Here is a 12,427-nt window from a genome sequence, read left to right as displayed (position 1 = left end):
TTAGGGTTGGGTGCAAAATCTCAGTAAAAAATGTATTAAATTGTAATTTTGCTAATGATGCCTGCATGTTTACTAGTATCTCACGGTAGCCGAGATCCGCGCCCAGGAATTGCGATGCAGCAATTAGCAAAGCTGGTGATGCAGCAAGCCCAAAGTCTTGAATCTAAAATTTTAGTGGGTACAGGGTGTTTAGAGCTAAGTCCAGAACCTTTGCATAAGCAAATCATCAATTTTGTCAGAAATTCTGCTAGTTGTGAGAAGATTGACCTGAAAGTTGTACCATTATTTTTGCTACCGGGGGTACATGTGATGGATGATATTCCCACTGAGGTAGCGTTGGCTAGACAGGCTGTTGGTCAAGATATTTTGATAGAGTTACAACCATATTTAGGTAGTCACCCTGGTTTAGAGTGGTTGTTGGCAAAGCAATTGGCCACAACAACAGCGACGGCGAGAATTCTTATGGCCCATGGTAGTCGCCGTCCGGGTTCGCAAACACCAGTGGAAGCAATAGCGAAAAATTTAGGTGCGGTTACTGCTTATTGGTCTGTATCTCCAAGTTTAGAATTCCAAGTCCAAGAGTTGATGAATTTTGGACATAGGGAAATTGCAATTTTGCCATACTTTTTATTCGCGGGTGGAATAACTGATGCGATCGCTCAGGTAATAGAAAAGTTACAATTACAGTTTCCTGATGTGGATTTGCAACTGGCAGAACCTTTAGGAGCAAGTGCAGAATTAGCTGATTTAGTTTGGGATTTGATTAAAGAATGAACCGCCAAGACGCCAAGGACGCCAAGGAAAAGGGGAAGGTTTATTTAGTGGGTGCGGGACCGGGAGATCCGGGGTTGATGACTCTCAAGGGTAAGGGGTTGTTGGAGTGTGCGGATGTTGTGATTTATGATGCTTTGGTTAGTCCCGCAATTCTAGAAATGATTAATCCCCAAGCTGAAAGAATTAATGCTGGTAAGCGTCGGGGACGTCATTCATTGGTGCAGGAAGAAACGACGCAGTTAATGATTGAGAAAGCCCAAGCATATGCGATTGTTGTGCGGTTGAAGGGGGGTGATCCGTTTGTTTTTGGTCGCGGTGGCGAAGAGATGGAAGAATTATTGCAAGCGGGAGTATCTGTGGAGGTTGTGCCGGGTATTACATCGGGAATCGCTGCTCCAGCTTACGCGGGTATTCCTTTGACGCATCGATTGTATAGTTCTTCGGTGACATTTGTTACTGGTCATGAGTCAGCAGGTAAGTATCGACCAACTGTGAATTGGAGTGCGATCGCTCACGGTTCGGAAACGATAGTAATATATATGGGGATTCACAATCTGGCTTATATTACCGAAGAGTTGGTAAAGGCGGGGTTGAGTCTGGATACTCCAATTGCTTTAGTACGTTGGGGTACAAGACCAGATCAGGAAGAATTAATCGGTGAATTGGGGACAATTGTAGAGCAAGTTGAACAATCTGGATTTGAAGCACCTGCGATCGTGGTGATTGGTGCAGTTGTAAATATGCACAGGATTTTATCTGGTTGTCATCAGCTGAGTTGAGAGCAGCAAACCCTGGTATTCCATGGCAACAAATAGCAGGGTTACGAGATGTATTAATTCATGATTACTTGAAAGTAAATCTGAATCGAATTTGGGGAATTATTGAGGATAATTTACCAGAAATCAAAGCAATAGTTGAGGGATTTTTAAGTAATTAAACTGATATTTTCCTTTTTTATCACTGATTGAAATACTGTTATTTTCTCAATAATATTGACTTTTTTATCTGAGTTAGTCACAATCTCAGTAGGTAATTGCTCAAATTGTTTTGTCAGTATCAATGTTTGCGATCGCTGCCATGTCAATAATGCTAAATGACCAATTTCTGTTACATCTGCATAGGATGCACTTTTTTCTAAGTGTTGTATGATTGACCGACAAAGTTGAGTAAAGGCTTTTAAATTCAGTAGTTCTCCTAAATCACTCAACTGAGTAGCTATGATGATGACTTCTGACTTTAAATTATACTTGTCTGTCTTAGTTAATAAAGATTTGAGGTGTTGTAAATATTCTTCAACCTCAGTTTGAAAAATTAATAATGTGATGTCTTCCAGATCGTTATATGGTGGATGTTCTGTCTTGTTATGTGCCAAATTTTGCTCGCTCACATGTTTTTTTAATTGTTCAAAAACTGGAAAACAAAAACTTGCTAACCATTGATCGTCAATAACATAGCCGACAGAAAGTAATTCCACTATCTGACGTAACCATTCCACACCGGATAAGAGTAAACTATGTGACTCGCTGTCAATTTCTAAAAAGTTAGTCTGTTTTTTTAAAGTTTGTAGCGCATTTTCTAAACAGTGAGCAAAGTTACTAAGCAAGGGAAAACCTAAAATATCTGCACCAGCTTTGATAGGATGAATGTTTTTGAGGGCTAATTCAATAGTTGACGAGTAGCTTTGAGATTTAGATTTGAGTTGCAAGAATATAGATTCTAGGTTATTCAAATTACTCTTAGCTTCTTCGAGAAAATTTGTCTGGTTTTCTATTTCCCTATTTTTTAACATAGCTGGAATTATTTTTGATACCAAATACAAGGGAATACATGGTGAATGTGTAATCCAGAATTAAAAACAAGACTCCATATCTAAGCTATGTAGACAAATAACAGCTACTGTATGTATTATTAATTCCGAATTAGTTGACAGATAATGACTACTCAATAATTAGTCAATTATAAGTTAGTAATTCAAATAAAACTGTCAAATATTATTCAAAGTCAATTATTTAAATTTTTTATTTTTCTTAATAGACCTCTTGCAAAAATATTTTTACCCCACCCTAACCCTAAACGTTTACGGGGAGGGAACTAAATCTTCCCCTTGTTAACGGGGGGATTGAGGGGGGTTAATTCGACTTTTGCAAGAGGTCTAATGAACTGTTTAACTTATTTGCACAACAAGATTCCCGACTTCTTTAAGAAGCCGGGAATCTAAACAGATCTTGTTTACTTAAACTTTGAAACTACGAACACTTGCTTGTAACTGCTGGTAAATTTCTAAGGTTTTTTGCAGAGAAGCGGATACTTTGCGGTAGGAACCACCAGTCATTTCAGATACTTTCGCAATTTCTTTCATTAAATGAATGACTTCTTTAGAAGTTTGCACTTGAGAGACTGTAGCGAGAGATATTGACTGTACTAATTCGTCAATTTGGTAACAAACATTGAGCATTTGGTTTAAGCTGTGTTTGCTATCTTCAACCAAATGAGTTACTTCTATTACCTGGGCGCTTCCTAATTCTATTGTCTTGACAACTTCCCTAACTTCTAGGTTAATATTAGCAGCGATTCCTTCGATTTCACCTGTGACTGTAGCACTTTCAGTTGCTAGGGCAGCTACTTCTTCAGAAAAAGAAATCAAAGCGTTACTATCTCCACCTACACGGCTTGTTTCAATTCCAGCATTGATTGCTAGTAAGTTAGTTTGTAAGGAGATTTGTTTAATTAAGGAAGCCAGACGAGTAATATGTTGGGAGTAATCTCCTAGACGCTTGATTTTTACCGCTGTTTCTCCCATTGAATCCCGCAAACTAAAAATATTTTCGACGGTGAGATCCATCGCAGCATCGCCAATTTCGGCGGTAGGAGAGGCTGTACGCGCAACTGCTGTGGCTAATCTAGCATTTTTGGCGACGCCTTTGATCGAAAGCCGAATTTGATCAACAACATCAAGAGAACGATCTATTTCCTGGGTTTGTTTGAATGTGTCAATGGCGAGCTGGCTGATTACTCCTGAATTTTCGGCGATCGCACTATTTAATTGAGTAGCTGCTGCTTTAACTTGGATGACAATTTCGCGCAAGCTTTCGACAATAAAGTTACAAAAGTCTGCGATCGCACCGATTTCGCCTTTGCTAACTTCTACGTGTACTGTTAAATCGCCTCTTTTGGCTCCCACAACATCATCTAAAAGTCTGTTGAGTTGTTCTTGCAGTTGTTCTGCTTGCTGACGTTGCTGTTCGGAAGCTTTTTCAGTTTGTTCTAAAAGATTAGCTCTTTCTAGAGCCAGTCCAATTAATCTTGCGAATTGCTCGAATAACTCAATTTCTGCTTGCTGCCAGATACGAGTTCTGGTACATTGGTGGGCGATCAACAAGCCCAATAAATTACCACCCAACGAAATTGGCGCTTCTAAATGAGCTTTGACTGCAAAAGATTCTAACTGTTTGACGTAAACTTCCGAAAAACCTGCTTGATAAATATTGTTAGCAGCCAGTACACCACCTTGACGATACTTTTCTCCGTAATCTTGCACAGCAGCTTCATGAAATCTTGGTTCTACGTGAGGTAAACCTGCAACTACAGACTCGGCTAAAATACTACTTTGCCAATTTTCATCAAATTTACAGATGAGGACACGATCTACTTTTAAGGCTTTACGGATGTCTTGAACTGCCAAGTTGTAGATTTCCTGAGAATTAAGAGTTGCAGATAAATGGATCGCAAAGTCTTTAAGTACTTGGCTCACTTCCAGTAAATGTACTCGTTCTAAAGCCAATCCCACTTGCACTGCTAGCTGTCGCAAGAAATTAATTTCAAAAGGTTGCCAAACATGGGGCGCCCAGCAGTAATGAGCAATCAAAAAGCCAAAAATTTGATTATCTTTGAGAATTGGTGTTGCTAATATCGCCTTGACTTGTAGTCTTTCCATCAATCTCAGATGTTCGGGAACCAAGTCTGTTTCAAAGACATTGTTGGCGATCAGAATACCATTGGTTGTGTAGGTTTCCACTAATTGCCTAGCAATGGAAGTGTCTTCAATGGTGTCACCCAAAGTTAATGGTAGTCCGGGCGCGACAGACTCGGCGATCACTTGTCCCCTACCGTGAGGATTAAAGTGATAGATAACAACTCGATGCGCTCCTAGTGCTTGTCTGGCTTCTGTAACTGTAGTATTAAATAAATCTTGGGAATTCAGTGATTGCCGAATCGCTGTGAGGATATTTGTAAACATTTTTAGGCGTTCGGCTTCGATTTTTTGTTTGTTGAGCAAGTCTTGTAGTTGATCAGCCATGCGGTTAATACTGGCTCCCAAGGTAGCAAATTCATCTTCTCCTTGGACATGAATACGGCTGTCAAAATTACCTCTAGCCAGTTTTTTGACTACCATTGTGGCAGTTTGAATTGGTAGAGTCAGACGATTGGCTAAAATAGCAGCGATCGCACCCACTAATAACGCCGTTACAACGGTTCCCACGACTAATGCTAATAATAATTGTCTTTGGGTTCCCAAGGCGATCGCTTTGTCTGTACTCAAGACTAATTGCCAATTTAAATCTGGTAAACCTGCTATCCTTTGCCAAGGAACAAAAGTTGTTAAATCTTCGGCTTTACCTTTGCGATCTCGTAATATACGTGTGACTATTTGCGGCGATGTTTGTAATTTCTCCCATTTGGGAATCACTTTTTGAGCATCTCTACCCAAGTGATTCTGATCTGTTGCCAAAAAAATCTTACCCGCAGGATTTATTAATTGATACTCATCGTTAATTCTGGAAAGCTTATTGAGTGTTTGCCCTAAAGATTGTATCGGTACAACTGCTTGGACAATATAAATAGTTTTATGCGTGACACTATCTTTAACTGGTGCAGCCAAATAAATTTTTGATTTTTCTATATTTGTAGTGATAAATGGCTGGCTAATATATGGCTGATTGGTTTTCAGAACTGTTTGAAAATATTCCTGATTTTTTTGATTAGGAAGTGATTCACCAGGGGTTTGCAAAAACACATTACCATTGAGATCCACAACAGCAATGCTTTCATAAACTTGATAAATATCTTGCAAGTTACTGAGCCGTGCTACTTTATTTTCAGCATCTAAACTATCTCGGAGTTTGGAGTCAATCAAAAATTTTTGGCTAGCGAATAGCTGAATTTCTTGATACCGTTTCAGCATAAATCGCTCAACGTTATCTGCTAAATTGCGGGCGCTCGTTTGTTTGATATTACTTATTTCTTTGATCAGGGATTGACTGACTAAGTAATAGGTCATGGCTCCCACTCCCAAGCTTGGTAGCGTGGAAATCGCCACAGCAAAGGCGATCGCTTTGGTGCGGAAGCTGACTTGTTTTGCCCATGCTATAACACTATTGATCGGAGAATAGAGAGAATAATTTCGGCGCTGAAGTACAGTTTCTGTTTCGGACGTAGTTCTAAATGTGCGCCGATGATAACCACTGTTTTTCGGTTCGGAATTAATTCTGTTAACCATTAAGTTATCTCTATGCTCAAAGGGTCAAACAATTTTGGATTTTAGATTACTCTACAGGTAGACACGTAGACGGACTTCGTCCGTCTTCTCGTAGAATTCCACGGATAAATCCGCTTTCTATACCCTGCTCGGAATTATCGGGCAATTTTGAGATTCGGAAATGAAGAATTAGAGTTTGAAAAATCTCTGCCTGTTACTAGCTAATAGGTCTATCAATGTTGAGATTTGTTAGCATGTAACGGCAAAAATTTCACTACAAATAAGAATAACAAAATGCTTGTTTAACAAAGCTTATTAACGTCTGCTTCTTGCTTTTTTATATTAGTATAAGCTAGCAAAAATAAATCTACATTGAGGAAGCAAAAAGTGATGGCATAGAGATAATTGGTTTGATTCTGCTTCCGATATGTTTGTAGTAATACCAATTTAAAAAATATAGCGATACGTGGATTGATACCAAGCCAGACTCACAAAGCAATCCTCAATCCCAAATTTCAAATGGTATAACTAATAATATCAAGTCCAGCTAATTGCATATGATATAAAGCCTAGTCATTGAGTTTCTGTTATTGGTTTTACCGATTACCGATTACCAATTACCGACACGGGCGAATAATATAAGTGGTCAAGCGGACATGATATTATACGTTGCAGAAAAGAGAAGATGACACAATAGTCTGTGCATCTATAATTTATACTGAATTTTTGTACAGTTACTTAATGTGTTGAAATACTTCTTTAAGTAAATCTGCCTGTGTAAAAGGTTTATTCAAATAGCCTGATGCTCTCACAAGTTTTGCTCTAGCTTTATCGATAAAACCTGTCCTACCTGTAATCATAATGATAGGTGTATCTTTAAAGTGAGAATGTTTCCGTACCAATGAACACAATTCATAACCATCCAAGTTTGGCATTTCGATATCTAGTAAAATTAAATCTGGTTTGAGGCGAATAATTTGCATTAGAGCCTTGAGTGGATCGTTAATCCCCATAACAGAAAACATCTGATCATCCAAGAATTTCTGAATAGCATTGATCACAGTGGGACTGTCATCAATACACAAAACTGTGTAAAGTTTTTTGTCCGCATTTGGTTGAGAAATTCGTGAACGGGTATTAATGTTCTGATTGACAGGATGAGACAACACATTATTTTGCCTTGGTTTAGGCGATGGTTCCTGAGTTGGGGGAACAACATGGAGATGCTGTTGTCCTGGATTTGATTTACCTTCGCTTTTAGATGTCCTCTGGGAAGTTTGTTGTTGGGGAGTAACAGCAAATTCGGAAGCTGATTGATGATTTAGATGGCGTCCTCCAGAGGAGTCTGACCGTGGTGCTGTTGTGTCAACGCCGGATTTTTCTATTTTACCACTGGGGATAGATGCATGATGCGATCGCTTTTGGCTACGTTCGACTAACAAACGCATATCCAAGTGACAAAACTTTGGCATCTCATCCAAAAAGCTTTCTGGACTAAATTCGTAACTCCCCTCTTTTAGCAACAGAAAAGACTCTAAAACTTCTAACGCCAATTGTTCCACCAATATCCCAGCTTGAGCTGGAGTTAGATACTTCTGATTGACTAACCAGCAAATACCGAGATAATCTGGATTCGGTATTGCTTGATTCTCAATCCCAGTTTCAAAAATTGCCCGCAATTGCTCTTTGATGCCATTGTGGAGAGTAGGTATTTTTTGACTTAGACGCTGCAAGTGTTTGTAAAGCAGCTCAAACATTTTTTCTGTACAGCACGCATAAATTAATTTACCCTCCTCCACATATATTGACCAAGAACCCGAAGCTGTAAAAACTTGCAAACAACCGGTAGTAGATTTACTAGTGATTTTCTTCAGCAAAAATAACGGCTGTAATGACTGATAAAACCTGTATCTATTAATAGGAAGTATCTTCATGGCTACGGCTCTCAAATAAAATCAAAATTGACAAATGCAAAATGGCTCCACTTGTTGCCATGAAACAGCGCCTGCATATTGCACCTATTTAACATTAGCTTATGGTGTGGGTGCATATACCCATATAAAAAAATAAAGTATCCCTAAAGTAGATAATTAGTTTCAAAAACCAATAGCAAACCTCATCAATAGCGCCATCTGAGGTTATTTAGATCAATACTTTAATTTTATCCAGTACTTACGCAAAAATAGCCAAAAAGCTTTACTTATTAAACCGCTAAGACGCCTTAGACGCCATAGCCACTATCTACGGTAGGCGCGAAGCGACTTCACAGAAGTAGCTGCTACTTACTTACGTGTCTACGGTAAGGTCGGACGCCAAGGATTCGTAGAGTTTGCGTAAGTTCTATTATCGTCACTAACTTGTCTGATTGTATTGGCAAGAAATTACGAAAATCCAAGGATAAAACAACAAAGGTAACAATTTATCCCTTTTACTTTGTCCTTTTAACCCAGTTGCGCTAAATGAGAAAAACACAAAGGGTACAAATGCTCACTTTTTGGTTGATTTATGCACGAATTTTAATAGTGGAGTAGAAGATGCAGCTGTGATTGGCTTTCAAAAAGGCAGTTTCTTCATCTGTTCGGAAAACACCCTCTAAAACATTGTCCTGATGATCTGGATGAGTAGTTACATTGAGGAATTACAATTCTCAGCTTCGATGATTTTGCTGTAATTCAACTAATTTACTCCATGCCTAGAAATTTATCTTCCTTACTTTTAGATTACTCTAATTTGAAGAAAAAAGATAAATTCAACATGAAAATTTCTATTGATAAATAAAGAGAATGTGAAATAATAAATATTTGCATAAGCAAAAGTAAATTCACTTCAAAACTAGTTTCCCTTAGTATCAATACCTAAGTGTACAAAAATGCACAAATTAAGATTGAACTTAGATGTAGTTCAGCTTACTATCAAGAAATGATTAGTCATTTTGTTTGTGTTGATACATTTATATATTTGAGAGTGTTGTGCTTTTTAATAATTACAACTAAATACTCTTGATAGTTCATGTTAATAAACGAATAAATAGTATAGTAATTGTCATCATGAATGCATTATAAGCAGATTGATATGATTTTTTTAAGCCAAAATGGCATTATCTTGACTGTTAATGTACATATTCTCACAATCTCAAAAATTTTCCGGATACAAAATTGACTCAATTAAGAGAAATGAACTGTTAAAGTTAATGTTTCATCAGCATAAGTAGTAACTAAAGATAAAGAACAACAAAATCAAGCTAGCTATCAAAGCATCAATTCAACCAATAAAAGCTGTATACTTACTGATATACATATATGTTTGATACAAAAAAATTTTATTTTGAATCAAACAATACAAAATTTAGAAATATGATTCGATTTTTGAAATCAAGTTTTATCCGGATATCACCATCAAAAGAATGTATTTCTAACAGTAAGTATTTTGGAATGCTCAATATTAATAGTGCAGCACAGCTAAAATAACTACGCAGCAAATAATCAGCTTAACAAGCTTCAAAATTGGCAGGAAATAATTCTGCGTTTTTATTAGCAGCTTGCTTGTGAGCCAAAACTCAGCTAAGTTCTCTTAGCTTGTAAAAGGGAAAGGTATTTTACCCCTATTCAAAACAACTACATATATTTGATTTTGTCCAACAACAATAAACTTGAAAAGAAGAGTCTGGCAATGGGTGCAACGCCAGCATTGCTGTCACCCCTCACTATGAAAATAGAGCAAAGCGTAAAGTGTTAGGGGGAGAAGAAGCATGATAAAGTTACTCTTCTATGTCTGATAACAAATTGGTTAAAATAGTAACGTCAACCAACACACAAAACTTTCTACTATTCTCCAGAAAAGCTAAACTACAAAAACTGGAGATTAGACCAATACAACTGTGACCGAAATTAGTTTACAAGTAGAAGAAGCCGGAGAACGCTTAGACCGTTACCTTACTGAACAATTAACAGAACTATCTCGTTCCCGTATCCAACAGTTAATTGAACAGGGTCAAGTTCAACTCAACAGCAAAGTCTGTACATCTAAAAAGATGGTTGTGAGACTGGGCGATCGCATCAGTGTCACCATTCCCCCAGCTCAACCCCTCGAACTGACCGCAGAAGATATCCCCCTAGATATCCTTTATGAAGATGACCACATATTAATTCTCAACAAAACAGCAGGATTAGTTGTTCATCCTGCACCCGGTCATCCAGATGGGACTTTAGTCAACGCCATCTTAGCCCATTGTCCTCACCTACCAGGAATTGGTGGTGTGCAGCGTCCGGGAATTGTGCATCGACTAGATAAAGATACAACAGGAGCGATCGCAATTGCTAAAACTGAATTTGCTCATCAACATCTCCAAGCACAACTTAAAGCTAAAACCGCACAACGAGAATATCTAGGTGTCATCCACGGTGTTCCAAAAACAGAAAGCGGTACAGTTGACTTACCCATCGGTCGCCATCCAGTAGACCGAAAAAAAATGGCTGTTGTCTCAACAGAAAAAGGTGGAAGACCTGCGGTTACTCACTGGCGAATACTTGAACGTTTGAGCAACTATACATTAATGCACTTTCAATTAGAAACCGGACGTACCCATCAAATTCGTGTCCACAGCGCCCATATCGGTCATCCCATTATCGGCGACCCTGTTTATAGTTCTGGACGTTCTGTGGGTGTGAATTTACCAGGTCAAGCACTCCACGCTTGGCGACTCAGATTAGAGCATCCAGTCTCTGGAGAATGGATTGAAGCTACTGCACCGATTCCTCAAACATTAACTACTCTGCTGGAAGTTTTGAGACGACGAGCGGTCATTCGATTTTAGATTTTGGATTACCCTGCGGGTAGACACGAAGTGGCTTCCAAAGGTAGCCGCTATCGCGTCTATGGATTTTGGATTTTAGAAGCCCCAGATTTCGACCATAAAAATATAAATGAGAAATCTTTACGAATCTTCTTTACTCTTCTTTACGTTAGTTTACAAACTAGCCATTTCCCCAAACTTCGGTGTGTTTGAAAAATATTTACTTTTAGCTACAATTTTTTGTTCAAAGTTCAAATTGAGATTTTAGGTACTTTAACTCTAATTAAAAATCCATCAAATAGTTACCTACAATACAGATTTTTGAATTGGATCGCCTTTCGCAAAAGAAGAGAAAGTTCACTTTTTGGCGAAAACAACATTAGATAGTATGTATAGTTTATTACGGCAGTTTAATAGCATGTTAATATTAAGTTAAATGAATAAAAGTATTGTAATGTAAACTGATTATTAATCGATTTAGTATATAAGCCTGTTCTCTCATAGCTTTCACGGAATCTCCTAGAGTTTTTACACTTGTTAAATAAAGTTTATAAAAAAATACCGCAAGCCACATATAAAATACGAACTAGGTTAGAAAGCAATTTAAAAATATCAAGACAATAAAGCTTTTTTTGGTTAAATTTTTGCACATATCAATTATGATAATTCGGTTTTTATGTGCAATATTTACCGACGTTTGTGCTGACTATTTGTCGTGATTCCGATAATTGCTTCTAACAACAATAAAGTGATTTAATGATTTGAATTTGCTGCTGTGAATACGAGGAGAAAAAAATGCTTGATGCTTTTTCCAGAGTAGTTGAACAGGCTGATAGAAAAGGCGCTTACTTAAGCGGTGACGAAATCAACGCTCTGCAAGCAGTAGTTGCTGATAGCAACAAGCGCTTAGATGTTGTTAACAGACTCACCAGCAATGCTTCCTCCATTGTTGCTAATGCTTATCGTGGTCTAGTAGCAGAACGTCCCCAGGTGTTCAATCCTGGCGGCGCTTGCTTCCACCACCGTAATCAGGCTGCTTGTATCCGCGATTTGGGATTCATTTTGCGTTATGTTACCTACTCTGTACTAGCAGGTGATTCCAGCGCCATGGATGATCGCTGCTTGAACGGTTTACGTGAAACTTATCAAGCTCTTGGTACTCCCGGTGATGCTGTAGCTTCTGGAATTCAAAAAATGAAAGAAGCTGCTATCAGCATTGCTAACGATTCTAATGGCATCACCAGAGGTGATTGCAGTCAGTTAATGTCTGAAGTTGCTAGCTATTTTGATCGTGCTGCTTCAGCCGTTGCTTAAAAATTTTGCTGGTCGTAGATTGCAATTATTTGAAACTGTCTTTTGTGATTATGCCTGAGTCATTTGTAATT

The 12,427-nt window shown here is 38.2% G+C and carries 8 protein-coding genes; 5 read left to right on the top strand and 3 right to left on the bottom strand.

The window, feature by feature from the left end; all coding sequences use genetic code 11:
- Positions 1-54: 54 nt before the first annotated feature.
- From B4U84_RS18580 to B4U84_RS18570, 3 genes are read left to right on the top strand one after another with little or no spacing between them, the layout of a single operon-like run.
- Positions 55-774, top strand: coding sequence for a sirohydrochlorin chelatase (locus B4U84_RS18580; protein WP_044448212.1), 720 nt, complete (start codon positions 55-57; stop codon positions 772-774).
- Entirely contained in the window at positions 771-1,553 is a 783-nt protein-coding gene (cobA, locus tag B4U84_RS18575; RefSeq protein WP_044448214.1) for a uroporphyrinogen-III C-methyltransferase, read from the top strand. The genes B4U84_RS18580 and cobA overlap by 4 nt, the downstream gene beginning before the upstream one ends.
- Complete coding sequence (locus tag B4U84_RS18570; protein ID WP_077166387.1) at positions 1,535-1,711, top strand: HepT-like ribonuclease domain-containing protein; 177 nt, start codon at positions 1,535-1,537, stop codon at positions 1,709-1,711. Before cobA ends, B4U84_RS18570 begins: the two co-directional genes overlap by 19 nt.
- On the opposite strand, the gene B4U84_RS18565 is transcribed toward B4U84_RS18570, so the two are convergent.
- From B4U84_RS18565 to B4U84_RS18555, 3 genes are all read right to left on the bottom strand, one after another.
- Positions 1,700-2,563 carry an Hpt domain-containing protein gene (locus tag B4U84_RS18565; protein ID WP_044448216.1) on the bottom strand — a complete coding sequence of 288 codons (864 nt, stop codon included), beginning with the start codon at positions 2,561-2,563 and terminating at the stop codon, positions 1,700-1,702. The two genes, B4U84_RS18570 and B4U84_RS18565, sit on opposite strands and share 12 nt — an antisense overlap.
- Before the next feature lie 444 nt (positions 2,564-3,007).
- A complete protein-coding gene (locus B4U84_RS18560) occupies positions 3,008-6,271 on the bottom strand; it encodes a GAF domain-containing protein (protein ID WP_131119963.1) in 3,264 nt (1,087 codons plus the stop codon).
- A 713-nt stretch (positions 6,272-6,984) separates the two neighbouring features.
- The gene (locus B4U84_RS18555) at positions 6,985-8,184 is read right to left on the bottom strand and encodes a response regulator (protein ID WP_026081894.1); all 1,200 of its coding nucleotides are present in this window, start codon (positions 8,182-8,184) and stop codon (positions 6,985-6,987) included.
- Between the two features lie 1,943 nt (positions 8,185-10,127).
- On the opposite strand from B4U84_RS18555, the gene B4U84_RS18545 reads away from it, so the two are divergent.
- Positions 10,128-11,063, top strand: a complete 936-nt coding sequence (locus B4U84_RS18545) for an RluA family pseudouridine synthase (protein WP_131119961.1) — start codon at positions 10,128-10,130, stop codon at positions 11,061-11,063.
- A gap of 774 nt (positions 11,064-11,837) precedes the next feature.
- On the top strand, positions 11,838-12,356 hold the full coding sequence (locus B4U84_RS18540) for a phycocyanin/phycoerythrocyanin subunit beta (protein WP_017310602.1): 519 nt from the start codon (positions 11,838-11,840) through the stop codon (positions 12,354-12,356).
- Positions 12,357-12,427: the final 71 nt, after the last annotated feature.

It is taken from the genome of Westiellopsis prolifica IICB1 (assembly GCF_004323185.1).
Taxonomy (GTDB): Bacteria; Cyanobacteriota; Cyanobacteriia; order Cyanobacteriales; family Nostocaceae; genus Pelatocladus; species Pelatocladus prolificus_A.
The sequence above is the reverse complement of the archived record's forward strand: the minus strand, read 5'-3'. Positions and strand labels throughout refer to the sequence as shown.

Excerpts from the sequence above, each read along its gene's own strand:
- B4U84_RS18560 (WP_131119963.1), bottom strand. The coding sequence starts at position 6,271 with ATGGTTAACAGAATTAATTCCGAACCGAAAAACAGTGGTTATCATCGG.
- B4U84_RS18565 (WP_044448216.1), bottom strand. The coding sequence starts at position 2,563 with ATGTTAAAAAATAGGGAAATAGAAAACCAGACAAATTTTCTCGAAGAA.
- B4U84_RS18580 (WP_044448212.1), top strand. The coding sequence starts at position 55 with ATGATGCCTGCATGTTTACTAGTATCTCACGGTAGCCGAGATCCGCGC.
- B4U84_RS18555 (WP_026081894.1), bottom strand. The coding sequence starts at position 8,184 with ATGAAGATACTTCCTATTAATAGATACAGGTTTTATCAGTCATTACAG.
- cobA (WP_044448214.1), top strand. The coding sequence starts at position 771 with ATGAACCGCCAAGACGCCAAGGACGCCAAGGAAAAGGGGAAGGTTTAT.
- B4U84_RS18540 (WP_017310602.1), top strand. The coding sequence starts at position 11,838 with ATGCTTGATGCTTTTTCCAGAGTAGTTGAACAGGCTGATAGAAAAGGC.